18 protein-coding genes and 1 pseudogene are annotated in these 23,898 nt (G+C 72.6%); 8 read left to right on the forward strand and 11 right to left on the reverse strand.

The window, feature by feature from the left end:
* The first annotated feature begins 25 nt into the window (after window positions 1-25).
* The 5 genes and pseudogenes from pabB to FDO69_RS01890 all read left to right on the forward strand — a co-directional run bounded on the left by pabB (window position 26) and on the right by FDO69_RS01890 (window position 7,619).
* On the forward strand, window positions 26-2,530 hold the full coding sequence (gene pabB, locus FDO69_RS01870; protein ID WP_104777791.1) for an aminodeoxychorismate synthase component I: 2,505 nt from the start codon (window positions 26-28) through the stop codon (window positions 2,528-2,530).
* On the forward strand, window positions 2,527-4,050 hold the full coding sequence (locus FDO69_RS01875; protein WP_104777792.1) for an AMP-binding protein: 1,524 nt from the start codon (window positions 2,527-2,529) through the stop codon (window positions 4,048-4,050). Before pabB ends, FDO69_RS01875 begins: the two co-directional genes overlap by 4 nt.
* 23 nt (window positions 4,051-4,073) lie before the next feature.
* Window positions 4,074-5,633, forward strand: a pseudogene (locus FDO69_RS01880) (class I adenylate-forming enzyme family protein); the annotation flags it as partial.
* Window positions 5,630-6,808, forward strand: coding sequence for an FAD-dependent monooxygenase (locus FDO69_RS01885; protein WP_104777793.1), 1,179 nt, complete (start codon window positions 5,630-5,632; stop codon window positions 6,806-6,808). The pseudogene FDO69_RS01880 and the gene FDO69_RS01885, both read left to right, overlap by 4 nt.
* Before the next feature lie 13 nt (window positions 6,809-6,821).
* The gene (locus FDO69_RS01890) at window positions 6,822-7,619 is read left to right on the forward strand and encodes an aminotransferase class IV (RefSeq protein WP_104777923.1); all 798 of its coding nucleotides are present in this window, start codon (window positions 6,822-6,824) and stop codon (window positions 7,617-7,619) included.
* Window positions 7,620-7,682: 63 nt separating this feature from the next.
* On the opposite strand, the gene FDO69_RS01895 is transcribed toward FDO69_RS01890, so the two are convergent.
* Both FDO69_RS01895 and pdxR read right to left on the reverse strand, forming a co-directional pair.
* The gene (locus tag FDO69_RS01895; protein WP_104777794.1) at window positions 7,683-8,150 is read right to left on the reverse strand and encodes a carboxymuconolactone decarboxylase family protein; all 468 of its coding nucleotides are present in this window, start codon (window positions 8,148-8,150) and stop codon (window positions 7,683-7,685) included.
* A gap of 48 nt (window positions 8,151-8,198) precedes the next feature.
* Entirely contained in the window at window positions 8,199-9,587 is a 1,389-nt protein-coding gene (pdxR, locus tag FDO69_RS01900; protein WP_104777795.1) for a MocR-like pyridoxine biosynthesis transcription factor PdxR, read from the reverse strand.
* 47 nt (window positions 9,588-9,634) lie between these two features.
* Here pdxR and FDO69_RS01905 point away from each other — a divergent pair, with 47 nt between their 5' ends.
* Together FDO69_RS01905 and FDO69_RS01910 are read left to right on the forward strand one after the other, a co-directional pair.
* Window positions 9,635-10,153, forward strand: coding sequence for a carboxymuconolactone decarboxylase family protein (locus FDO69_RS01905; protein ID WP_104777796.1), 519 nt, complete (start codon window positions 9,635-9,637; stop codon window positions 10,151-10,153).
* On the forward strand, window positions 10,150-10,890 hold the full coding sequence (locus FDO69_RS01910; RefSeq protein WP_170320820.1) for an isocitrate lyase/PEP mutase family protein: 741 nt from the start codon (window positions 10,150-10,152) through the stop codon (window positions 10,888-10,890). Before FDO69_RS01905 ends, FDO69_RS01910 begins: the two co-directional genes overlap by 4 nt.
* A gap of 6 nt (window positions 10,891-10,896) precedes the next feature.
* Here the strand turns inward: FDO69_RS01910 and FDO69_RS01915 are convergent, their stop codons facing one another.
* The 9 genes from FDO69_RS01915 to FDO69_RS01955 form a co-directional block, all read right to left on the reverse strand.
* On the reverse strand, window positions 10,897-11,853 hold the full coding sequence (locus FDO69_RS01915; protein ID WP_104777797.1) for an ABC transporter substrate-binding protein: 957 nt from the start codon (window positions 11,851-11,853) through the stop codon (window positions 10,897-10,899).
* A gap of 1 nt (window position 11,854) precedes the next feature.
* Window positions 11,855-13,804: an ABC transporter permease gene (locus FDO69_RS01920; protein WP_104777798.1), complete on the reverse strand. Its 1,950-nt coding sequence runs from the start codon at window positions 13,802-13,804 to the stop codon at window positions 11,855-11,857.
* The gene (locus FDO69_RS01925; protein ID WP_420878476.1) at window positions 13,804-14,910 is read right to left on the reverse strand and encodes a quaternary amine ABC transporter ATP-binding protein; all 1,107 of its coding nucleotides are present in this window, start codon (window positions 14,908-14,910) and stop codon (window positions 13,804-13,806) included. Before FDO69_RS01925 ends, FDO69_RS01920 begins: the two co-directional genes overlap by 1 nt.
* A complete protein-coding gene (locus tag FDO69_RS01930) occupies window positions 14,907-16,439 on the reverse strand; it encodes a GMC family oxidoreductase (protein ID WP_104777799.1) in 1,533 nt (510 codons plus the stop codon). The genes FDO69_RS01925 and FDO69_RS01930 overlap by 4 nt, the downstream gene beginning before the upstream one ends.
* Window positions 16,440-16,553: 114 nt before the next feature.
* Window positions 16,554-18,074, reverse strand: a complete 1,521-nt coding sequence (locus FDO69_RS01935) for an aldehyde dehydrogenase family protein (protein ID WP_104777800.1) — start codon at window positions 18,072-18,074, stop codon at window positions 16,554-16,556.
* 282 nt (window positions 18,075-18,356) lie between these two features.
* On the reverse strand, window positions 18,357-19,346 hold the full coding sequence (locus tag FDO69_RS01940; RefSeq protein ID WP_104777801.1) for a malate dehydrogenase: 990 nt from the start codon (window positions 19,344-19,346) through the stop codon (window positions 18,357-18,359).
* Between the two features lie 409 nt (window positions 19,347-19,755).
* On the reverse strand, window positions 19,756-21,063 hold the full coding sequence (locus FDO69_RS01945) for a helix-turn-helix domain-containing protein (protein ID WP_234387810.1): 1,308 nt from the start codon (window positions 21,061-21,063) through the stop codon (window positions 19,756-19,758).
* A 384-nt stretch (window positions 21,064-21,447) separates the two neighbouring features.
* Window positions 21,448-22,047 carry a DUF3017 domain-containing protein gene (locus FDO69_RS01950; protein ID WP_234387811.1) on the reverse strand — a complete coding sequence of 200 codons (600 nt, stop codon included), beginning with the start codon at window positions 22,045-22,047 and terminating at the stop codon, window positions 21,448-21,450.
* On the reverse strand, window positions 22,037-22,891 hold the full coding sequence (locus tag FDO69_RS01955) for a bifunctional methylenetetrahydrofolate dehydrogenase/methenyltetrahydrofolate cyclohydrolase (RefSeq protein ID WP_104777804.1): 855 nt from the start codon (window positions 22,889-22,891) through the stop codon (window positions 22,037-22,039). The genes FDO69_RS01950 and FDO69_RS01955 overlap by 11 nt, the downstream gene beginning before the upstream one ends.
* 275 nt (window positions 22,892-23,166) lie before the next feature.
* On the opposite strand from FDO69_RS01955, the gene FDO69_RS01960 reads away from it, so the two are divergent.
* Window positions 23,167-23,748 (forward strand): hypothetical protein, encoded by a 582-nt coding sequence (locus FDO69_RS01960; RefSeq protein WP_104777805.1) that lies wholly within the window; start codon window positions 23,167-23,169, stop codon window positions 23,746-23,748.
* The last annotated feature ends 150 nt before the right edge of the window (window positions 23,749-23,898 follow it).

Below are 23,898 nucleotides of genomic sequence, written 5' to 3' on the forward strand. Positions count from 1 at the left end.
CGAACGAACAGAGGGAGGTGGGCGGGTGAAGACCCTGCTCATCGACAATTACGACTCGTACACGTACAACCTGTTCCAGCTGATCGCCGAGGTCAACGGCGAGGAGCCGGTGGTGGTCCGGAACGACGCGCCCGCCGAGGGGCTCCCCGACCTCCGTGCGTTCGACAACCTCGTGGTGTCCCCCGGCCCCGGGCACCCGGGCGAGGCGCGTGACTTCGGCATCGGGGGCAGGCTGCTCGCGACCTCCCCGGTTCCCGTGCTCGGGGTGTGTCTGGGGCATCAGGGCATCGCGCTCGGGGAGGCCGGTCGGGTGGGGCCCGCGCCGGAGCCGCGGCACGGGCATCTGTCCACGATCCGGCACGACGGACGGGACCTGTTCCACGGGCTGCCGCAGCACTTCACCGCCGTCCGCTACCACTCCCTGGCCGTGCGCGAGCCGCTGCCCAAGACGCTGGAGGCCACGGCCTGGTCGGAGGACGGCGTCCTGATGGGGCTCCGGCACCGCACACGGCCGCTGTGGGGAGTGCAATTCCATCCGGAGTCGGTCCTCACGGAGTACGGGCACCGCATGCTCGTGAACTTCCGCAACCTCACCGCCGAGCGGGCCGGCAAGCTGCGCCCGAAGAACACGGCCGTGCCGTCGCACGTGGGAGTTCGGCGACGGACCGGCACGCCGGAGTGCGACATGGGGGTGTGGCGGGCGGGGACGAGCCTTGGGGACACCGGACGCCCGCGCAAGCCCGCGACGGCGGCCGTCTTCCAGGTGGCCGCGGTCTCCCAGGCGGCTGTCGTCCCCCTCAGCGCGGCGAAACAGTCCGGCGGGGCCCCTTCGGCGCACACGGGCGGCCCGGCCGCAGGGCAGGGCGGGGCCCCTTCGGCGGGCGTGGGCGGCCCGGCCGCAGGGCAGGGCGGGGCCCCTTCGGCGGGCGTGGACGGCCCGGCCGCGGGGCAGGGCACGCCCGTCCGCGTCGGTGGGTCCGCCGCCGCGCACACGCCCTCCGTCGGCTTTCCCCGGCCCCGTCGCCCCGGGCGGGCCGGGTATCGGCTGCACACCCGGCGGATCAGCGGTGCCGTCGATGCGGAGGCGGTCTTCGGGCGGATGTTCGCGGAGTCGCCGCGGTCCTTCTGGCTCGACAGTTCGCTGGTCGAGCCGGGGCGGTCGCGGTTCTCGTTCCTCGGGGACGACCAGGGGCCGCTCGCCGAGTTCGTGCGGTACGACGTCGCCGCCGGGCGGTGTGAGATCGAGCGGGCGGGCCGGCCGGTGCGGCAGGTCAGGGCGAGCGTCTTCGACTACCTCAAGCGGCAGTTGACCACCCGCCGGGTGGACGCGACCGGGCTGCCGTTCGACTTCACCGGCGGTTATGTCGGCTACCTCGGCTACGAGGTGAAGGCCGACTGCGGGTCGGCCAACCGGCACCGCTCCCCCGTCCCGGACGCCGCCTGGCTGTTCGCCGACCGGGTGATCGCGGTGGACCACGAGGAGGGCTTCACCTACGTCGTGTGCCTGGCGGAGGACACCCCGCAGGCCGCGAGCGAGGCCGCCGACTGGCTGGACGGTGTGCTGGACGGCCTCTCCTGCGTGGCGACGGAGCGGCCGCCGCTGCCCGGGCCGCCGGCCCCGGCCGACCTTGGCGCCGCCGAGCCGTGGCTGGTGCGCGACCGGGCGACGTACCTCGCGGACATCGAAGCCTGCCGCCAGGCGCTGCGGGCGGGCACCAGCTACGAGGTCTGCCTGACGAACGCCGCCCGGCTGCCCGCGCCGCCCGACGCGCTGGAGTTCTACCGGACGCTGCGCCGCGACAACCCGGCCCCGTACGCGGCGTTCCTGAGGTTCGGGGAGCTGGAGGTGGCCGGTTCCTCGCCCGAGCGGTTCCTGCGCATCGGCCGGGACGGCACCGCCGAGGCCCGGCCCATCAAGGGCACCGCGCCCCGGGGCGACGGGCCGGAGGAGGACGCCCGGCTGCGGGACGCGCTCGCGTCGGACGCCAAGACCCGGGCCGAGAACCTGATGATCGTCGACCTGCTGCGCAACGACCTGGGGAAGGTCTGCCGGACCGGGACCGTACGGGTCTCCCGGCTGATGGCCACGGAGACGTACGCCACCGTGCACCAGCTGGTGTCGACCGTGGAGGGCAGGCTGCGGCCCGGCACGGACGCGGTGGACTGCGTGCGGGCCTGCTTCCCGGGCGGGTCGATGACCGGCGCGCCGAAGCTGCGCACGCTGGAGATCATCGACTCGCTGGAGACCGAGGCCCGCGGCGTCTACTCCGGAGCCCTCGGCTACTTCGGGTGCGGCGGCGGAGCGGACCTCAACATCGTGATCCGCACCGCCGTCTTCGCCGCGGGCCAGGTGCACCTGGGGGCGGGCGGCGCGATCGTGCTCGACTCCGATCCGGAGGCGGAGTACGACGAGATGCTGCTGAAGACGGCGGCCCCGATGCGGGCCCTCCACCGGCACGCCGCCGACCGGACGCGCCGGCAGCCCCCGCCGGGGCAGAAGGCCGGTGCGGCCGGGGAGGCCCGGCGATGACCAGCCCGCAGGCCACGTTGAGCGCGGCCGGGACCGGGGCGCCCGGGAACCTCGCGGCGCATCTGGCGGAACGCGCCGAACGGCGCGGATGGACCGGGCGGACCGCCTTCCACCAGGGGCACCGGTCCTGGACCCACGGTGAGGTGCACGGCCTCGCCGCCCGCGCGGCCACCGTGCTGGCCGGCCACGGGGTGCGCCCCGGCGACCGTGTGCTGCTCGCGCTGCCGGACTCCTTGGCCTGGGTGACGGCCTTCCTCGCCTCCGCCCGGCTCGGGGCCGTCGCGGTCCTGGTCAACCCCGAACTCCCGGCCGCCGATCACGCGTTCCTGGCCGAGGACACCGACGCCGTGCTGTGTGTGACGGGGCCGGGCCTGGAGGGGCGGTTCGCCGGCCGGGCGGGGCTCGGCGCCGACCAGCTGATGGCCCTCGCCCCCGCCGCCGATCCCGCCCCCGCGCACCAGGTCGACGCGCACGGCCCGCTCTACGTGCAGTACACCTCCGGCACCACGGGCCGCCCCAAGGGCGTCGTGCACACGCACGGCGATCCACGCACGTACCACGACCTGGTCGGGCGGCGGGTGCTGCGGATCACGGCGGAGGACGTCACCCTGTCGGTGTCGAAGCTGTTCTTCGCCTACGGCTTCGGCAACGCGTTCGTCTTCCCGCTGTTCTCCGGCTCGTCCGCCGTCCTGGTCGACCGGCGGCCCTCTCCGGCCGCCGTCGACGAACTGGTGGCCCGGCACCGGGTCACGCTGCTGTACTCCGTGCCGTCCGCGTATGCCGCGCTGGTCGCCGAGCGGGGTCCCGGGCACGAGGGCTGCTTCGCCTCGGTGCGGGCCGCGGTGTCGGCGGGTGAGGGGCTTCCGCGGGGACTGGCCGGGCAGGTGGCCGCGCTGCTGGACGCGCCGGTGCTGGAGCAGATCGGCTCCACCGAGGCCGGCCACGCGTTCTGCGCCAACGGCTTCGCCCACAACCACCCGGGCACCGTGGGACTTCCCGTCCCCGGCTTCGAGGTGGAGCTGCGCGACCGCGGCGGGCATCCGGTGCCGGACGGCGACGAGGGCGAGATGTGGGTGCGCGGGCCGACCGTGACGCCCGGTTATCTCGACCGGCCCGAGGAGACCGCCCGGACCCTGGTGGGCGGCTGGCTGGCCACCCGGGACCGGGCCCGCCGCGAACCGGACGGCACCTACCGGCATCTGGGGCGCGTCGACGACATGGAGATGGTCGGCGGCATCACCGTCTCCCCGCTGGAGGTGGAGGCGGTGCTGCGCGGCCATCCGGCGGTGCGGGAGGTGGCGGTCGCGGCGGTTCCCGACGGGCGCGGCGCGAGCCGGCTGCGGGCCTTCGTGGTCCCCGCGGCGCCCGTACGGGACGGTCTGGCCGACGAGTTGACGGGCCTGGCCCGCGAGAGCCTCGCCGCGTTCAAGGTCCCCCGCAGCGTCAGCTTCGTCACGTCGCTGCCCCGCACTCCGACCGGGAAGCTCCGCCGCCATCTGGTGCGCAAGGGCGCCTGGTGAACACCACGGAGAGGTACGACTCCATGAGACAGCACCTGCTCGCCGACCGGGGGTTCTATCTGGGTACGGTCTTCCGGCGTGCGGCCGACCGGCACGGGGCGGTCTTCGTCACCCTCGACCGGCCGCTGGACGTCGCCCCATCTCTCGGGGTCGACCTGAGCTACACCGTGCTGGCCGAGGCGGTCGAGGAGTTGTCGGGCCGGTTGTGGGAGGCCGGGGTACGGCCCTCGGAGCAGGTCGTCGTACACAAGGCGGACAACGTCGACATCATGCTGTTGACCTGCGCCGTCTCCCGTATCGGGGCCGTGCCCGTGCTGCTGTCGCCCGCGCTGGCCCCCCAGGTGGCGGGGCAGCTCCTCGCACGGCTGCGGCAGCCCTGGCTGGTCACCGACGCCGCGACGCTGGACGGCCTGAAGGACATCGCCCTGTCCGGGCTGGTGCGGCGCACGCTGTCCGTGGACGACGCGCCCCGTGCCGAGCCGCTGGCGCAGTACACCGGCGCCGAACCGCCCCCGCCCGTCCGGCTGCACCCCCGCGAACCGGCCCTGATCACCCATAGTTCGGGCACCACCGGCGTCCCCAAGCTGGCCGTGCACTGCGCGCGGACCATGTGGAACCGGCTCGTGCCGCAGCAGGCGATGGGCCGGCCCACCCGGGGCGAGACCGCCGCACTGCACATGTCGTTCGTGCACTCGCGCTTCTATCATCTGCTCGGCGTGCTGGTGCACTTCGGCAGCCCGCTCGTGCTGATCACCGACCCGGCCCCGGCCGCGGTCGGCCCGCTGCTGGTCCGGCACCGGCCCGGCATCGTGGAGACGCACCCCAACACGTTCGTGCTGTGGGAGGAACTGGCCGACGCGCCCGGAGCGCCGCTGTCCCGGGTCCGGTCCTACGGCTCTACGTTCGACGCGATCCACCCGCGCACCGTGCGGCGGCTGCTGGACGCCTCGCGGCGGCGCATGCCGTGGCTGATCCAGCTGTACGGGCAGAGCGAGACGGGCCCGGTGGCGTTCCAGGTGGTGACCCGGCGCAGCGCGGCCCGGGCGGACGGCCGCCGGGTCGGGTTCGGGATACCCGGCTTCACCCGGATCCGGGTGACCGACGCCGAGGGCGCGCGGGTCCCGCCGGGCACCCCGGGCCGGATCGAGGCGCGTACGCGGGGCCGGATCCTCACCTACCTCGGCATGCCGGACCGTTACGACCGTCAGCTCACCGACGGCTGGTGGGAGATGGGCGATCTGGGCTACCGGGACCGGCTGGGCGCGCTGTACCTGATCGACCGTGAGGTCGACCGGATCGACGCGGTGCACAGCAACCTGGAGGTCGAGGACGCCCTGATGTCCCGGCTGGAGGAGCTGCGCGAGGTCGTGATCGTGCCGGGGGCGGACCGCGAGCCGGTGCCGGTGGTGTGCGTGCGCGGCGAGCGGCCCCTGGACCCGGAGCGCTGGCGGCGTGCCACGGCCGGGCTGCCGGCGATGGCCGAGCCCCGGCAGTGGCGGTTCGAGGAGCTGCCGATGACGGCGACCTGGAAGGTGAAGCGGGTGGAGATCGCCCGGATGCTCACCGAGGACGTGCGGGCATGACCCCGGCCGTGGTCGTGGGCGCCGGACCGGTGGGCTTGTCGGCGGCCCTCGCGCTGCGGGCGCACGGCCTGCCGGTCACCCTGCTGGAGGCCGATCCGCAGGGCCGTGAACGGCCGGGCAGCCGGGCCCTGTTCGTGCACCGGGAGACCCTTGCCCTGCTGGACGCGATGCTGCCCGGCCTCGCCGCCGAGATCACCGCGTACGGGCGGACCTGGCACACCAGGCGCACCCTGTACCGGGGCCGTGAGGTCTACGCCCGGACCTTCCCGCCCCCGGCCGGCCCGCCGCCCTTCACCAGCCTGCGCCAGACCGACACCGAGCGGTTCCTGCGCGCGGCCTGTGAGCGGGCCGGGGTCGACTTCGTGTGGGAGGCCCGCGTGACGGGCGTGCACAGCACGGCGGACGGGGTCCGGCTGACGGATGCGGCGGGGCGGGAGTGGAGTGCTTCCCGTGTCGTCGCCGCCGACGGGGCCCGCTCCGCGGTCCGGCGCGCGCTGGGCATCGAGTTGGAGGGCACCCGCGGCGAGGGCTTCCACGTCGTCGTGGACGTCGCCGATGTGCCGGGCGCCGAGCTGCCGTGGGAGCGGGTCTTCCACTACGAGCACCCCGGGGCCGGCGGGCGCAGTGTGATGCGGGTGCCGTTCACCGGGGGTTTCCAGGTCGACCTGCAGTGCCGCGAGGAGGACCGGCCGGAGGAGTTCGGCACCGAGGAGGCCGTACGGCGCTGGCTGCCCGCGATCGTCGGGCACGGCTACGGCGAGCGGATTTTGTGGGTGTCGACGTACCGCTTCGTGCGCAAGGTGGCGGCCTCGTTCACCGATCGGCACCGGCGGGTGCTGCTGGCAGGTGAGGCGGCGCATCTCTTCCCCCCGTTCGGGGCGCGCGGGATGAACAGCGGGATCGCGGACGCGGCGGCCGCCGCCGAGGCGATCGCCGCCGGGACCGGCGAGGCGGTTGCGCGCTTCGCGGAGGTGCGGCGCGCGGCGGGTCTGTTCAACAGCGCCGCGGCCGGTACGGCCCTGGACCATCTGCGGCCGCGCCGCCGGGCCGTCCGGGTCAGGCAGCGGGCCGCGGCGGCCCTGGCGCCGATGCTGCCGTGGTGTGGATCCTGGCTGGAGCACGCGCCGTACGGACCCCGGCACGGGGCGCCCGCGGTCGCGGGCCGCACGTACTGAGGAGGACTTCGTGGTGACGGGACCGGTGGTGGCGGAGGGCCTGTGGGCGTGGGCACCCGACGGGGGGCTGGCGGCCTCGGAGCGGACGGACGGGGGACGGCTGCTCGTGGCGGACTCCTGGCTGCTGCGCGAGGGCCGGGTGCGGGCCTACGCCCGGCATCGGGAGAGGTTCTCGCGGTCCTGCGGTGACTGCGGCGGGCTCGGGCCGCGCCGGCTTGCGCAGTTCTGGCGGGAGGTGACCGCCGCCCTGCCGCGCACCGGGGTGTGGTTCCCCCGGGTGGAACTGGCGGCGGGTTCGCTGGAGTTGCGGCTGCGCTTGCGGCCCGTTCCGCCGCTCGGCACCGGGGTGCGCCTCTGGGCGGCGGGCCAGTCCGATCCGCGGACGGTGCCCCGCCGCAAGGGCCCGGACCTGGACACCCTGGCCCGGGTGCGCCGCCGGGCCGCGGGTGAGGGCGCGGAGGAGGCGATGCTGATCGCCCCCTCGGGCACGGTCCTGGAGTCGGCCACCGCGGGTGTTCTGTGGTGGGAGGACGACACCCTGTGCCTGCCCCCGCCGCGGCTGCCCGTCCTGCCGAGTGTGACGGCCGGGCTGGTCCAGGAGCGGGCGCTGCGCTCCGGGTTCCGGATCGCGCACCGGGAGCGGACCGTGGCCGAGCTGGACGGTCGTGAGGTGTGGCTGGTGAACGCGTTGCACGGCATCCGGCCGGTGACGGGCTGGATCGGACGGCCGATGCGGATCCCCCCGGTGGAACGGGCCGCGGAATGGCGGGCCTGGCTGGACGGCATGATGGATCCGCTGCCGGACGAGTGAATTGGGCGGGAAACAGCGACGCCGGGCCGCATTCGACCCGGCGGGCTTTTCCTGCTGCCATCTTCAGTTTTTCGGGACCATTCGGGTCGTTATCGCGATGCGGTTGTACGCGTTGATGACGGTGGCCGCCCAGATGAGGGCCGCGATCTGGTTCTCGTCGAATACCGCGGCCGCCTCGGCGTAGACCGCGTCCGGGACGCGGCCGTCGTGGACCAGCGTCACGGCCTCGGTCAACGCCAGGGCGGCCCGCTCGCGTTCGGTGAAGAAGGGCGTCTCCCGCCAGGCGTTCAGGGTGTGCAGGCGCCGCTCCTCCTCGCCCTGCGCGCGGGCGTCCCTGGTGTGCAGGTCGAGGCAGAACGCACAGCCGTTGATCTGGGAGGCGCGAATTCTGACCAGTTCCAGCAGTTCCGGTTCGAGCTTGGCGTCCTTGGCCGCGGAAACAGCGGCGGCATGCAGGGAGCCCATGGCCGCGGAGACGTCGGGGGTGATTTCCTTCAGGGCGACGCGGGACATGGGAGAACGTTCATCCATGGGGCTACCATATCCGTCGGGCGACATTTCTGAGGAGAATTCGCGCGATTATCCGGGCAGTACCGCACACAGCGCGTCCAACGCCCCGGACCAGGCGTGGTCCGGGGGTGTGCCGTATCCGACGACCAGGGCGTCGACGGGCTCGGCCCGTGCGCCGGGGTGGGTGTAGCGGGCGAGTCCGTGCAGTGCGAGACCTCGCCAGTGCGCCGCCTGGACCACCGAGTGCTCGGTGCCCGGCGGCAGTCGCAGCAGGACGTGCAGACCGGCCGCGATGCCGCTGACGCGGGCTTGTGGGGCCCGGGCCGTGACGGCGGCGACCAGGGCGTCCCGGCGGCGCCGGTAGTGCAGGCGGGTCGCGCGGAGGTGCCGGTCGTAGGCACCGGACATGAGGAACTCGGCCAGGGTCAGCTGGTCCAGCACCCCGCACGTGTCGACGCCGCCCTTGGCCGCCGCGACCTCCTCCGCGAGGCCCGGCGGCAGCACCATCCAGGCCAGCCGCAGCCCGGGCGCGAGGGACTTGCTCGCCGTGCCCAGATGGACCACCCGGTCGGGGTCCAGGCCCTGGAGCGCGCCGACGGGCTGCCGGTCGTAGCGGAACTCGCCGTCGTAGTCGTCCTCCAGCACCAGCCCGCCGGTGCGCCGCGCCCAGTCCACGACGGCCGTGCGGCGGTCGCGGTGCAGGGGCACGCCCATGGGGAACTGGTGGGCGGGGGTGAGGAGGACCGCGTCGGCTCCGGGCAGCCCGGCCGGGTCCGTGCCGAGCCGGTCGAACGGCAGCGCGACGGTGTCCAGGCCGGAGCCGGTCAGGATCCTGGTGTGCACGTCGAGACCGTACGACTCGACCGCGACGGTCCGTGCCCCGCGCGCCCGCAGGACCGTGCCGAGCAGCTTCAGACCGTGTGCGAACCCGGCGCACACCACGATCCGTTCGGGGTCGGCGCGCACGCCCCGGGCCCGTGAGAGATACGCGGCGAGCGCGGCCCGCAGCTCGGGCCGGCCCCGCGGGTCGCCGTAGTCGAGGGCGTGGTGGGGAGCGGCGGTCAGGGCGCGGCGGGCCGCCTTGAGCCACTGCGCGCGCGGGAAGGACGTGAGATCCGGACTGCCGGGGCGCAGATCGTAGGCCGGGCGGGCCGGAGTGCGCGGGTGGGGTGCGGTGCCGGTGGGCGGGACCACCCTCCGCTCGGCGACCCGGGTGCCCGAGCCCTGCCGGGCGGTGAGCCAGCCCTCGGCGACCAGGTCGGCGTAGGCGTCGGCGACGGTGTTGCGGGCGATCCCCAGGTCGGCCGCGAGTGCGCGGGAGGACGGCAGCCGGGTGCCGGGGGCCAGCCGCCCCGAGCGCACGGCCTCGCGCAGGGCGTCGGTCAGCCCCCGGCGCAGGCCCGGCCCGGTCGGCTCCACATGCAGGTCGAGCCCCGGAGTGGCCCAGGATTCCGCCATGGAAATGGACCATACCCCTGGGCTGCTTCCTTCCTAGGGTCGAGGGCATGACGACGCACACCGACGAAACGACGGCCCCGGAAAGCGTGGAGTACGCCCCCGAACAGCCCGCCCGCCTGGAGTGGGCCACGCACGCGCCCGAGGTCTACAAGGCGATGGTCCGGCTCGACGTGGCGGCCCGGCGGGGCCTGGACCCCAAGCTGCTGGAGCTGGTGAAGATCCGCGCCTCGCAGATCAACGGCTGCGCGTTCTGCCTCGACATGCACAGCAAGGACGCCCTCGCCGCCGGGGAGAGCGTCGAGCGGATCATCCAGCTCGGGGCGTGGGAGGAGTCGCGGCACTTCTACACCGCGAAGGAGCTCGCGGCGCTGGAGCTGACGGAGGCGGTGACGGTCCTGACGCACGGTTTCGTGCCGGACGAGGTCTACGACAACGCCGCGAAGCACTTCGAGGAGGCCGAGCTGGCGCAGGTCATCGCCGCGATCACGGTGATCAACGCGTGGAACCGGTTCGGGGTGACGTGCCGTATGGCGCCGGGGCACTACCAGCCGGGACAGCACAAGTGACGGCCGGGACGGGGCGTACGACGGGCAAGGCCGGGGTGTTCCGCGCCCTGCACCACCACCGGGCGCCCGGCGATCCGCTCGTGCTGCCCGGGCCGTGGGACGCGGCCAGTGCGCGGGTGTTCGCCGAGGCCGGGTTCCCCGCGCTCGCCACGCCCAGCGCGGGGGTCGCCGCCTCGCTGGGGTACGAGGACGGTCAGGTCCCGGCCGACGAGATGTTCGCGGCGGTCGCCCGGATCGTCCGGGCCGTGGACGTGCCCGTGTCGGCGGACGTGGAGGGCGGTTACGGGCTCGCCCCGAAGGACCTCGTGGAGCGGCTGCTGGAGGTGGGTGCGGTCGGGTGCAACCTGGAGGACTCGGAGGGCGAGGTGCTGAAGGACCCCCGCGCGCACGCCGGCTGGCTGGCCGAGGTGCGGGAGGCGGCCGGTGACCGGCTGTTCGTCAACGCCCGCATCGACACCTTCGCCTGCGGGGTGGCCGATCCCGGCCCGGCCATCGAGCGGGCGGCGCTGTACGTCGCCGCGGGGGCCGACTGCGTGTACCCGATCGACGCCCCGCCGGAGGTGCTGCCGCTGCTGCGGGCCGGGATCCAGGGGCCGATCAACGCAGGGGCTCCGACCGACGGCGGCCCCTCACCCGCCGAACTCGGCGCGCGAGGGGCCACCCGGATCACCTTCGGGCCGGGGCTCCAGCGGCGGGCTGCCCGCGCCCTGCGGGAGATCGTCGCCCGGTTGGCGTAGTGGACGTCAGGACAGCCACTTCTTCCATGTGGACTTGTGGCTGTCCACCCACTTCTTCGCCGCGTCCTGAGGCGTCATCTTCTTGTCGGCGATCATCAGGGAGACCTCGTTCTGGTCCTCGGTCGTCCACTTGAACTTCTTCAGGAAGGCCGCCGCCTTGCCGCCCTTCTTCGCGAAGTCCGCGTTGAGGTACTTCTGCAGCGGGGTGTGCGGATAGGCGCAGGCGACCTTCTCCGGGTCGGCGTCGCAGCCCTCCTTGTACGGCGGCAGCTTCACCTCGGTCATCGGGACCTTCTTGAAGAGCCACTGCGGGGAGTACCAGTAGGTGAGGAAGGGCTTCTTCTCCTTGGCGAACTGCCTCATCTGCGTGATCTGCGCCGCCTCGGACCCGGCGAACACCACCTGGTAGTCCAGCTTCAGGTTCTTCACCAGCGCCTTGTCGTTGGTGACGTAGGACGGCGAACCGTCCATCAGCTGGCCCTTGTTGCCGCTCTCCGGGGTGCGGAAGAGGTCGGCGTACTTGTTGAGGTTCTTCCAGTTCGTGATGTCCGGGTGCTTCTTGGCGAGGTACGTCGGGACGAACCAGCCGATGTGGCCGGTGACGCCGAGTTCGCCGCCGGGCGCGATCGTCTTCTTGTCCTTGACGTACCGCTGTTCCTGCTCGGGGTGGCCCCAGTCCTCCAGGAGCGCGTCGACGCGGCCCTGGCTGAGGGCGTCCCAGGCGGGCACCTCGTCGACCTGGACGGTGTCGACGCGGTAGCCGAGCTCGTGCTCCAGGAGGTACTGGGCGACGGCCACGTTGGACTGGGCGCCCACCCAGGACTGTACGGACAGGGTCACGGTCTTGGAGCCCTGCGCGCCCGCGAAGGGCGAGGCCTGCTTGGTCATGTCGGCCGCGCCGCAGCCGGTGAGCAGTGCCAGGGAGCTCGCCGCGGCGATCACGGCAGTCTTGCGGACTCGCATGTCACGCTCCCTTCTTCGCACGGCGTTCGGTGGGCTGCGTCACCCGGTCGAGCATCAGGCCGAGGCAGACGATCGCGCCGCCGGCCACCAGACCGGTCGCCAGGTCGCCCTGGGCGAGGCCGAAGACGACGTCGTAGCCGAGGGCGCCGCCGCCGACCAGGCCGCCGATGACGACGACGGCGAGGACCAGGACGAGACCCTGGTTGACGGCGAGCAGCAGCGCCGGGCGGGCCAGCGGGAGCTGGACCTGCCGCAGCTGCTGCCAGCTGGTCGCGCCCAGCGAGCCGGCCGCCTCCAGCGCGGCCGGGTCGACCTGGCGCAGGCCCTGGGTGGTGATCCGGACGACGGCCGGCAGGGCGTAGACGATCGCCGCGGCGACGGCCGGGGCGCGGCCGACGCCGAACAGGGCGACGACCGGGATCAGGTACACGAACTGCGGCATCGTCTGGAACACGTCGAGGACCGGGCGCAGCGCCCGCTCCAGACGGTCGCTGCGGGCCGCGGCGATACCGACGGCGAAGCCGACGACCAGGGTGACGGCGACGGCCGCCAGCACCTGGGAGAGGGTGTCGAGAGACGGCTTCCAGACGCCGAGGACGCCGATCGCGGCCATGGCGAGGACGGCGGTGAGCGCGGTGCGCCAGGTGCCGATGACCCAGGCCAGGGCGGCGACGATCAGCAGGAGGCCCCACCAGGGCAGCGCCTGCAGGCCGTCGCGCATGGGGTCGAGGACCCAGGTGGTGAAGTGGCCCGCCCAGTCGGCGGTGCCGCCGATGACGGGGACGCCCGAGTACAGGTGCGCGGTCATCCAGTCGACGGCGCGGTTGACGGGCTCGGCGATGTTGACGATCCAGGCGTCGGGCCAGTCGAGGCGGCCCGCGAGCCGCCCGGCGACCGCCACGACGACGACACCGGCGAGGGCGTAGAGCCAGCCGCGGCCGCTGTGGGGCTCGGGTTCGGCGCCGAGCTTCTCCCCCGCCGCGCCGGTGACGCGGTCCAGGACGACGGCCAGCAGCACGATCGGGATGCCGGCGGCGAGCGCGGCGCCGACGTCGACCGAGGCCAGGGCCTGGTAGACGCGGTCACCGAGACCGCCCGCGCCGATGACGGCCGCGATGACGGCCATGGACAGCGCCATCATGATCGTCTGGTTGAGGCCGAGGAGGAGTTCCTTGCGGGCCAGCGGGATCCGTGCGGTCAGCAGGCGCTGGCGCGCGGTGGAGCCGAGCGACTCGACGGCTTCCAGCACCCCCTGGTCGGCGCCGCGCAGACCGAGCGAGGTCAGGCGGGCCATGGGCGGGGCGGCGTAGATGACGGTGGCCAGGACGGCCGCAGGGACGCCGATGCCGAAGACCAGGACGACCGGCAGCAGGTAGGCGAAGGCGGGCAGCACCTGCATGGTGTCCAGGACCGGGCGCAGGACGCGGTCCATCCGGTCGGACAGCCCGGCGGCGAGACCGAGCACCGCGCCGACGGCGACCGACGCGATGACCGCGACGACCATCAGGGCGAGGGTCTGCATGGTCGGCACCCACATGCCGAGCAGCCCGCAGGCGAGGAACGCGACGGCCGTGCCGAGCGCCAGCTTCACGCCCGCCACGCGCCAGGCGACCAGCGCGCCGATGGCCGTGACGCCCGCCCAGCCGACGGCCAGGAGGGTGAGGTAGACGGCCCGTACGGCGATGACGACGATGTTGCTGACGTGGCCGAAGAAGTAGAGGAACAGCGGGTGGCTGTCGCGGTTGTCGATGATCCAGTCGCTGGCCTTGGCGAGCGGCTGGGAGAAGTCGAGGGTCAGGGCGCTCGGCCAGCTGCCGCTCGCCCAGCGGGCGTTGGCCAGGGGCACGAGGATGGCGGCGGCCACGGCGAGCAGCAGCAGCTTGTGGACGGCCCGGTGCTTGAGGAAGGCGGGCAGGCCGACGCGCGGCGGGGATGCGGTGATGGTCGCCATCACACCGCCTCCTTGGGCTGCCGCGTCCCGGGCGGAGCGAGCTGCTCCGTCCCGGCGACGACACCGAGCAGCGTGTCGGAGTCGACCACGCCCACGCACCGGCCCTTGTCCACGACCCGGGCCGGAGCGCCGGCGCGGGCGACCGCCTCGATCGCCTCGGACACCGTCGCGTCGGGGCGCACGGCCGGTCCGCTGCCGTCCTGGTCCGCCGAGGGGCGGCGCATGGCCGTGCGGACGGTCAGGACCTGCTCGCGCGGGACGTCCCGGACGAACTCGCGGACGTAGTCGTCGGCGGGCGCGCCCACGATCTCCTCGGGCGTGCCGAGCTGGACGACCCGGCCGTCGCGCATCAGGGCGATGCGGTCGCCCAGCTTCAGGGCCTCCTGGAGGTCGTGCGTGATGAAGACCATCGTGCGGCCCTCCTCGTGGTGCAGCCGGATGACCTCCTCCTGCATGTCCCGCCGGATCAGCGGGTCGAGCGCGCTGAACGGCTCGTCGAAGAGCAGGACCTCGGGGTCGGCGGCGAGCGCGCGGGCGAGGCCGACACGCTGCTGCTGACCGCCGGAGAGCTGGCCGGGGCGGCGGTGCTCCATGCCTTCCAGACCGACCTTGGCGACGACCTCGGCGGCCCGCTCGCGGCGCTCGGCCTTGCCCATGCCCTGGATCTCCAGGCCGTAGGCGACGTTGTCGAGGACCGAGCGGTGCGGCAGCAGGCCGAAGTGCTGGAAGACCATCGCGGCGCGGTGGCGGCGCAGTTCGCGCAGCCGGGAGCGGTCCATGGCGCGGACGTCCTCGCCGTCGATGGCGATGGTGCCCGCGGTCGGCTCGATCAGCCGGGTCAGACAGCGCACCAGCGTGGACTTGCCGGAGCCGGACAGGCCCATGACGACGAAGACCTCGCCCTTGCGCACGTCGAAGCTGACGTCCCGGACGGCGGCCGTGCAGCCGGTGCGGGAGCGCAGCTCGGCGGGGTCGAGGGCGGTGAGCTCGGGGTCGGCGGGAACGCGGTCGGCCTTGGGGCCGAACACCTTCCACAGGTTCTCGACGGAGAAGACGGGGGCGGTGTCCATGGTCTGCTCCGTGGGGGGTTCGAGGGTCGCGGTCACTTGGAACCACCACCGATCAGCTCGGCGGCCTTCTCACCGACCATGAGGACTCCGATCATCGGGTTGACGGTGGTCATCGTGGGGAACACGGAGGCGTCGGCGATGCGGATGCCCTCCAGGCCGCGGATGCGCAGCTCCGGGTCGACGACGGCCGACCGGTCGTCGGCGGCGCCCATCTTGCAGGTGCCGGCGGGGTGGTAGACGGTGTGCGCGACCTTGCGGGCGTACTCGCCGAGCTCCTCGTCGCCGGTGACGTCCGGGCCGGGGGCGACCTCGCGCTTGAGCCAGTGGGCCAGGGGCTCGGTCCTGGCGATCTCGCGGGCGATCTTGATGCCGTCGACGAGGGTCTTGCCGTCGTAGTCGTCCTCGTCGGTGAAGTAGCGGAAGTCCAGCGCGGGCTTGACCTCGGGGTCGGCGCTGGTCAGGTAGAGCCGGCCGCGGCTCTTGGGCTTGGGGATGTTCGGGGTCATGGAGACGCCGAACTCCGGCCGCTGGTAGCCCAGTCGCTCCGGGTTGTCCGTGAAGGGGATCTGGTAGAAGTGGAACATCAGGTCGGGGTGCGCCAGTTCGGGGTCGCGGCGCACGAACAGGCCCGCGTCGGAGTCCATCGCGGAGTTCTCCGGGATGGGGCCGTTGGTCTCCCAGACGATGACCGACTCGGGGTGGTCGAGCAGGTTCTCGCCGACACCCGGCAGGTCGTGCGTGACGGGGATGCCCAGCTTCTCCAGATCGGCCTTGGGGCCGATGCCGGAGTGCATCAGCAGCCGGGGCGAGTCCACGGCACCGGCGCACAGCAGGACCTCGCCCCGGGCCTTGACGAGGATCTCCTCGCCGTCCTTGGTGCGCACGTGCACGCCCTCGGCACGGTTGCCGTCCAGCTGGAGCTTGTACGCCCAGGTCTCCAGCATGATCGTCAGGTTGGGCCGCTCGTCCATCACCGGGTGGAGGTAGGCCACCGACGCGGAGGACCGCTTGTTGTTCTCGGGGTGGTAGGCGAGATCGAAGAAGCCGACGCCCTCGGTGAACGGCTTCTTGTTGAAGCCCTCGACGCGCGGCACACCCAGGGCCTCCTGGGCCGCGTCGACGAAGTCGCGGGCGATGGCGTTCCGGTCCTTCTCGTCGACCGGGACGATGTTGTTGAGCAGCCGGGCGAAGTACGCCTCCATCTGCACCGCGCCCCAGCCCTTGGCCCCGGCGGCCTCCCACTCGTCCCAGTCGGCCGGCAGCGGCTTGAAGGCGATCAGGGTGTTGTGCGAGGAGCAGCCACCCAGGACGCGGGCCCGGCTGTGCCGGATATGCGAGTTTCCGCGTGGCTGTTCGGTGGTCGGGTAGTCGTAGTCGAGCTCGCCGCCGAGCAGGCCCATCCAGCGGCGCAGGGTCAGCACGTCATCGCGTCCGACGTCGCTGGGGCCGCCCTCGATGACGGCGACGGTGACGTCCGGGTTCTCGGTCAGGCGGGAGGCGATCACAGAACCAGCGGTTCCGCCGCCTATCACGACATAGTCGTACTCATGACTGGTGTGGGACATGGCGTACTTGCTCCAGTGGGGATGAAGTGAACGAGCTCGGGGGACGGGGACGTTCAGCCCGGGGTGTGGGGGTCAGCCCGGGATGAGGGGTCGGCGGCCCGGCGGGGGCGGGAGTCAGCCCGCGAACCAGCGCACCGGCTTGGGAGCGAGGTTCTGGTAGACGTGCTTGGTCTCTCGGTACTCGGCGAGTCCGGCCGGCCCCAGCTCGCGGCCCACTCCGCTCTTGCCGAAGCCACCCCACTCCGCCTGCGGCAGGTAGGGGTGGAAGTCGTTGATCCAGATGGTGCCGTGGCGCAGCCGGCCGGCCACGCGGCGGGCGCGGCCCGCGTCGGCCGTCCAGACGCCGCCCGCGAGTCCGTACTCGGTGTCGTTGGCGAGGGCGACGGCCTCGTCCTCGGTACGGAAGGTCTCGACGGTGAGGACCGGCCCGAAGACCTCCTCCCGGATGACGCGCATCTCGCGGTGGCAGTGGTCCAGGACGGTCGGCTCGTAGAAGTAGCCGTTCTCGGGGCGCTGCGGGGACGGCTCGGGACGCTTGCCCCCGGAGCGCAGCACCGCGCCCTCCTTGAGGGCGGACTCGACGTACATCTCGACCTTGGCGCGCTGCTGCTCGGAGACGAGCGGGCCGCACTCGACGCCGTCCTCGGTGCCGCGGCCGAGGCGGATCCTCTCGGCGCGCCGGGCGAGTTCGGTGACGAAGCGGTCGCGGACGGACTCCTCGATGATGAGGCGGGCGCCGGCCGAGCAGACCTGGCCGCTGTGGATGAAGGCGGCGTTGAGGGCCTGGTCGACGGCGGTGTCGAAGCCCTCCTCGGTGGCGCAGGCGTCGGCGAAGACGACGTTGGGGTTCTTGCCGCCGAGTTCGAGGGCGACCTTCTTGACGGTCGGTGCGGCGGCCTGGGCGACCTTGGTGCCGCTGACCAGGCCGCCGGTGAAGGAGACCAGGTCGACGTCGGGGTGCTCGGACAGGCGCGCGCCCACCGAGTGGCCGGGACCGGTGACGATGTTCGCGACGCCCTCGGGGAGCCCGGCCTCGACGAGCAGCTCGATGACCGCGATCGTCGTCATCGGCGTGATCTCGCTCGGCTTGATGACGAAGGTGTTGCCGGCGGCGAGGGCGGGAGCGATCTTCCAGCTGGCCTGGAGCAGGGGGTAGTTCCAGGGCGTGATCATCGCGCAGACGCCGATCGGCTCGTGCACGACGACGCTGTGGATGTCGGGCGAGCCGGCGTCCACGACCCGGCCGGGCGCCTCGCCGGCGACCAGGTCGGCGAAATAGCGGAAGGCGTCGGCGACACAGTCGATGTCGACGCGGCCCTCCTCGACGGTCTTGCCCGCGTCCTGGGCCTCCAGCCGGCCCAGCTTCTCGCGGTCCCGCACGAGGAGATCGGCGACGCGCCTCAGCAGCGCGGCCCGCTCGGTGACAGGCGTGTGCGGCCAGGGGCCCTCGTCGAAGGCGCGCCGGGCGGCGGCGATCGCCAGATCGGTGTCCTTCTCGTCGCCCTCCGCGACCACGGCGAAGGGCAGGGCGTCCGCGGGGTCGAGGATCTCGCGGGTGGCCCCGGAGGTGGCCGCCCGCCACTCTCCTCCCGCATGGATGGTTTCACGCGCCTGAAGTTCGGTACTTTCCGCCATGATCGCTCTTCGCCTTCCGTTCCTGATCAGCGCCCCTGTGTCACATTCGTGTCACTAAGAGACCGAGTTCGCCTGCCCTCCTCCCGCAATTGCATGCGCGCCCATGGCCGAAAGTGCGCTGTGTCACGGGAGATGGGGGCAAATCGCCGCAAACCATCCATGCATCAGGTACGTGGCGTCACACCGTGCGAGGTCGGAAGACGTCCGGGTGCGGAAAGGCCGCAGGCCCCGCACCGGAAGCAACCGGTACGGGGCCTGCGTACGAACGCGGAGAGGCTCCGGTCAGATGAGGCCGAGGCCGCGGACCGCCTCGCGCTCCTCCTCGAGCTCCTTGACGGAGGCGTCGATCCGGGCGCGGGAGAACTCGTTGATGTCCAGGCCCTGGACGATCTCGTACGTGCCGTCCTTGGTGGTGACGGGGAAGGAGGAGATCAGGCCCTCCGGGACGCCGTAGGAGCCGTCCGACGGGATGCCCATGGAGGTCCAGTCGCCCTCGGCGGTGCCGTTGACCCAGGTGTGGACGTGGTCGATGGCGGCGTTGGCGGCCGACGCGGCGGAGGACGCGCCACGGGCCTCGATGATCGCCGCACCGCGCTTGGCGACGGTCGGGATGAAGTCCTCGGCCAGCCACTTCTCGTCGTTCACGACCTCGGCGGCGTTCTTGCCGGCGATGGTGGCGTGGAAGATGTCGGGGTACTGGGTGGCGGAGTGGTTGCCCCAGATGGTCAGGCGCTTGATGTCGGCGACCGTCGAGCCCGTCTTCTTCGCGAGCTGGGTCAGCGCGCGGTTGTGGTCCAGGCGGGTCATCGCGGTGAAGCGCTCGGCCGGAACGTCCGGCGCGGCGGCCTGGGCGATGAGGGCGTTGGTGTTGGCCGGGTTGCCGACGACCAGGATCTTGACGTCGTCCGCGGCGTGGTCGTTGATCGCCTTGCCCTGCGGCTTGAAGATGCCGCCGTTGGCCTCCAGCAGGTCGCCGCGCTCCATGCCCTTGGTGCGGGGGCGGGCGCCGACGAGCAGACCGACATTGGTGCCGTCGAAGGCGACGTTCGGGTCGTCGGTGATGTCGATGCCCTGCAGGAGCGGGAACGCGCAGTCGTCCAGCTCCATGGCCGTGCCCTCGGCCGCCTTCAGGGCCGGCGTGATCTCCAGCAGGCGCAGCTTCACCGGCACGTCCGCGCCGAGCAGCTGACCGGAGGCGATGCGGAAGAGCAGGGCGTAACCGATCTGGCCGGCCGCGCCGGTGACGGTGACGTTCACGGGAGTGCGGGTCATGGCGTTCTCCGTATGACAGCTGGCGGTGGGGCGGGGTCCCTGCCCCGGACGTTTGATCGATCTCTTGGCGTCAAGAGATCGATCCAGCGGTCAGGCTATCGCGCATCCGGGATCCCGGACGTCCGGGTCGGTGTGGCCCGGCCCACAACACCGCCCCGGTGCGTACGCATGTGCGCCCCCCATGCAAGAGGCGGCCGCCCGTCCGGGAGAGGAGGACGAAGGCGGCCGCCTGGGGGATACCGACCGTGCCGGACTCCCGTGGGGGTACGGTTCACGTGCCCCGGATTCCGGCGGGCATTCCCCCCTTTCGGAATTTCTCCGCCGCCCAGGTCGGCAGACGCGGCCTGCACCCCCTCACCGGGCTTTCTCCCCGCCCGCCCGGGTCAGCGGATGCCGCCGTGTCGCCCCCTCAGTCGGTGCAGCCCTTCTGTCCGGTTCCCAGCGTCGCGCAGGCCTTGGCGTCGGCGGCGCTCTTCACGGCCACCATCGGGGTGTAGGCGATGCTGTCCCCGGTCGCGGTGATGCTGCCGGTCTGCTTCGCCTTGCCCGAGCCGATCTGGACCTCGTCGCCCTGGGTGGCCTGCGTGATACGCCCCCAGGCCGCCTGGCAGGTCTTGCTGTAGCGGACCTCGACCGTGGTCGTGCCGACGGTCGCCGTCTGCGCGGTGGTCACCAGGTCACCACTGCACCCCATGGCCTCCGCGTCCTTGCCGGTGCAGTCGGCACCGCTGCACTTCACGCCGGGCGGCAGCTTCTGGTCCCTGCTGACGGTCGGCGAGGGCGACGGGGCGCCGCCCTCGGCCTCGTCGCCCCCACCGCCGCCGGTGAGGTAGAACGCGCCGGCGATCACCACGAGCACGCCCACGACACCCGCGACGAAGGTCACCGTCCGCTTCTTGCCCGCGGCGGCGGAGGCGGAAGCCGTGCGGCGCGTCCCCCCTGCGCCACCGGCCCCGCCCGCCCGGTTCGGGACGGCGTCCTGCGGTTCGCCGTACGAGCCCGCCCCCGCACCGGGGGTCCGGCCGGGGCCGCCGGGCGACCCGGCGGAGGTTCCGGGGCCCGAGCCGGGCCGGGATCCCGTGCCCGCGCCGGAACCGGCGGAGCGCCCGCCCGTCGGCGACGGGCCCTGGTACCCGGCCAGTCCCCACGAGTTGACCTCGGGCTCGGCGGTTCGGCCGCTCTCCCGCAGATCCGAGCCGGTGGAGTCCTGGACCTCCGGAGCCGTCGGCTGGGGCGGCACGGTCGGGGCCACACCGGCCGGTCCCGCGATGCCCGGCGTGACCGTGGTGCCGCCGCTCCTGCGGGCGGGCCCGCCGCTGCCCGTGGAGGCCGCTCTGCCCTCACCCGCCGAGGCCGCCTTGCCACCGGCCGAGGGATCGCTGAAGTCCTGCCCGCCGAACTCCCCGAGCGCCGCACGCGCCTGGGAGATCCGGATGGCCTCCATCGTCATGTCGTGCCGCATCTCCGAGCGGCTCCAGGCGCGCTCGGCGAGCTCCCACATCGTGGTCAGGTGCACCGGGTTGGTGCCCGTGACCTCGGCCAGGGCCACGATCGCGCCCTTGGGGGCGAGCAGCCGGCCGTTCAGGTATCGCTCCCACGACGTCTTGCTGTAGCCCGTGCGGTCCGCGACCGACGCGATGCTCAGACCACCGCGGTCCACGAGCCTGCGCAGCTGGCTGGTGAACTCCCTGATCTGTGGATCGAGCTCATCCGGCAAGGCCTTCCAACGAGGCATTGCTCCCCCTCTTCCCCCCGAAACGTGCTGATATTTCTCGCGCTGCTCGCCCCGCGCGCGGCGGCCTCGGCCGAGTCCCCGTTCTGGATACCCACAGGGATGCGCCCAGCCAGGATCTCAGTTCCCTGACGAGGGGCGCACAGGAGCATGGTGACCGCGCGCGATACACCCTGGACCGTCCTGATTGTCCATGCCGACCCCGCTGTCGCACCACTTTGTGTGGTATTGGAAGCCAGACGTACCGGAACTGTCACTTCCGTGCCACAGCGCACTGACAGCCGTTGAACAGGCCGTTCGCGGTGCAGGAAGGTGGGGCGTGGCGGCGGCCCGTCCTTCCTCGGGGGAGAGGACGGACCGCCGTCCTCGTCATTCGCTGGTGACCGTGAAGTGCAGGGTGTCCTTCAGGAACGGGATCTGCAGCCACGGATTCGGCTGTGCCATCAGCGCCAGCATGACGATCACCATGCCCAGCAGGCCGTAGGTGACGATGTCCGTGAAGCGGGAGCGGACGGCGAGCATGCCGACGTCCGGCAGCAGCCAGCGCAGCGCGCCACCACCCAGCAGGGCGGCGCCGATCAGCAGCGTCCCGAGCCGGAACAGGCCGAACGCGGTCACCAGCAGCCCGACCCCGGCCAGCCCCAGCACGGCGAGCACGGGCCACTGCCGCGCCGGCGCGGGAGCGTCCCCGGGCGCTGCCCGGCCGCCGCCCTCGGGGCGCGCGGTGTCCTTGGTGAACAGCGGGAAGCGCCGGGTGACCCGTCGCGGCCGCCCTTCGGCGTCGGGCGCGCTGACGGGGTCCCGGACGGTGAGCTCCTCCGCCGACTCGTGTCCGTGTGGGGCCTCTTGACGGTCCGGGGCCGTGCGTCCGCCCGGGGTCTCGTGCCCGCTCGACGGCTCGTGCCCGCTCGAGGTCTCGTGCCCGCCCCGGACCTCGTGCCCGCTCGGGGCCCGGTGCTCAGCCGGCACTGCGCTCCGCCGCCTCGACCACGTTGACGAGCAGCTGGGCACGGGTCATCGGGCCGACTCCGCCGGGGTTCGGGGAGATCCAGCCGGCGACCTCGGCGACGTCGGGGTGGACGTCGCCCACGATCTTGCCCTCGGCGCTGCGGGAGACGCCGACGTCGAGGACGGCCGCGCCGGGCTTCACGTCCTCGGCACGGATCAGATGGGCGGAGCCGGCCGCGGCGACGATGATGTCCGCGCGCTTGAGGTGCGCCGACAGGTCACGCGTGCCGGTGTGGCACTGCGTCACGGTGGCGTTCTCGCTGCGGCGGGTGAGCAGCAGCGGCATCGGCCGGCCGATGGTCACACCGCGTCCGACGACCACGACCTCGGCACCCTTGATCTCCACGCCGTAGCGGCGCAGCAGCGTCAGCACGCCGTTGGGGGTGCAGGGCAGCGGGGCGGGCTCGTTGAGGACGAGGCGCCCCAGGTTCATCGGGTGCAGCCCGTCCGCGTCCTTGTCCGGATCCATCAGTTCGAGGATGCGGTTCTCGTCGATGCCCTTGGGCAGCGGCAGTTGCACGATGTACCCGGTGCAGGCCGGGTCCTCGTTCAGCTCGCGGACGGCCGCCTCGATCTCCTCCTGGGTCGCCGTGGCGGGCAGTTCGCGCTGGATGGAGGCGATGCCCACCTGCGCGCAGTCGCGGTGCTTGCCGGCGACGTACTTCTGGCTGCCGGGGTCGTCCCCGACCAGGATCGTGCCGAGGCCGGGCGTGACGCCCTTCTCCTTCAGCGCCGCCACGCGGGCGGTCAGATCGGACTTGATCGCGGCTGCGGTGGCCTTGCCATCGAGAATCTGGGCGGTCATGTCCCCATCCTCGCGGATGACCCCGCCACGGTTCCAATCCGACCGCAATACGGGCACCGCGGGGTCCGCCCTCCCGTATCCGCCCATGATCGGCGATGTTGCACTTGCACAACACATCGGGAATGCGGCTGGACAAGCCGGTCAGTGGTGAAGAACGATGAGCCGACAAGTGCCGCGGGCAGTTCAACGGGGGGACGGTCGCAATACTGAAGTTTTTCCTCCGTGCGGATGTCACGCGTCGTCCCCGCACTCGGACCAACGGAGGAAAGTCCCCCATGAGCTACGGCGACCCCAACAACCCCTACGGCGCTCCCCAGGGGCAGCAGCCGCAGCAGCAGCCGGGCTACGGTTACCCGCAGGACCAGGGGCAGGCTCCCGGTTACGGCTACCCGCAGGCGCCTCCGGTCTCCCCCTACGGCGGCCCCGCCGCGCCGACCACGATGCCCGGCTCGGTGGGCGCGGCCCGCGTGATGATGTGGGTCATCGTCGGTCTGCAGGTCGTCGGCATCGCCGTCTTCGCCTTCGCCGCCGCGGCACTCAACGCCGCGAAGGACAACGAGTCCCTCAAGGACGACACAGCCTTCCAGGACCTGGTCGGCAACTCGACCGGTGTGATCTGGGGCTATGTGGTGTTCGGCCTGGCCTGGCTGGTGTTCGCCGCCGTTCTGGCGACGAAGTTCAAGAACGGCGGCAACGGCGCCCGGGTCACCATCCTGGTCTTCGCCATCATCACGGCGATCCTCGGCATCTACCCGTTCCTCCTCGTCGGTCTGGTGCACACCGTCCTGGCCATCCTGGTCGCGGTGTTCGTCGGCAACGCCAACGGCAAGGCCTGGTTCAACCGCCCCCGCTACTGAGGGGGCCCGGTCGACAGGACCGGTTCACGCCAAACACTTCCAAGGGCCGTGTCTCACCCGTACGAGGGGGGCACGGCCCTGGTGCGTCGCCCTAGTCTGACGGTGGTAGCTGTTCAGGCACGGGGAGAGCACCTTGTACAGCATCATCGT

Source organism: Streptomyces tibetensis, from assembly GCF_007655005.1.
In the GTDB taxonomy this organism is placed as follows: domain Bacteria; phylum Actinomycetota; class Actinomycetes; order Streptomycetales; family Streptomycetaceae; genus Streptomyces; species Streptomyces tibetensis.

Bases quoted from the DNA above. Each gene is read 5' to 3' on its own strand.
- FDO69_RS01930 (WP_104777799.1), bottom strand. From the start codon at position 16,439: ATGTCCCACACCAGTCATGAGTACGACTATGTCGTGATAGGCGGCGGA.
- FDO69_RS01935 (WP_104777800.1), bottom strand. From the start codon at position 18,074: ATGGCGGAAAGTACCGAACTTCAGGCGCGTGAAACCATCCATGCGGGA.
- FDO69_RS01875 (WP_104777792.1), top strand. From the start codon at position 2,527: ATGACCAGCCCGCAGGCCACGTTGAGCGCGGCCGGGACCGGGGCGCCC.
- FDO69_RS01905 (WP_104777796.1), top strand. From the start codon at position 9,635: ATGACGACGCACACCGACGAAACGACGGCCCCGGAAAGCGTGGAGTAC.
- FDO69_RS01885 (WP_104777793.1), top strand. From the start codon at position 5,630: ATGACCCCGGCCGTGGTCGTGGGCGCCGGACCGGTGGGCTTGTCGGCG.
- FDO69_RS01960 (WP_104777805.1), top strand. From the start codon at position 23,167: ATGAGCTACGGCGACCCCAACAACCCCTACGGCGCTCCCCAGGGGCAG.
- FDO69_RS01955 (WP_104777804.1), bottom strand. From the start codon at position 22,891: ATGACCGCCCAGATTCTCGATGGCAAGGCCACCGCAGCCGCGATCAAG.
- FDO69_RS01940 (WP_104777801.1), bottom strand. From the start codon at position 19,346: ATGACCCGCACTCCCGTGAACGTCACCGTCACCGGCGCGGCCGGCCAG.
- FDO69_RS01915 (WP_104777797.1), bottom strand. From the start codon at position 11,853: ATGCGAGTCCGCAAGACTGCCGTGATCGCCGCGGCGAGCTCCCTGGCA.
- pdxR (WP_104777795.1), bottom strand. From the start codon at position 9,587: ATGGCGGAATCCTGGGCCACTCCGGGGCTCGACCTGCATGTGGAGCCG.
- FDO69_RS01920 (WP_104777798.1), bottom strand. From the start codon at position 13,804: ATGGCGACCATCACCGCATCCCCGCCGCGCGTCGGCCTGCCCGCCTTC.
- FDO69_RS01895 (WP_104777794.1), bottom strand. From the start codon at position 8,150: ATGGATGAACGTTCTCCCATGTCCCGCGTCGCCCTGAAGGAAATCACC.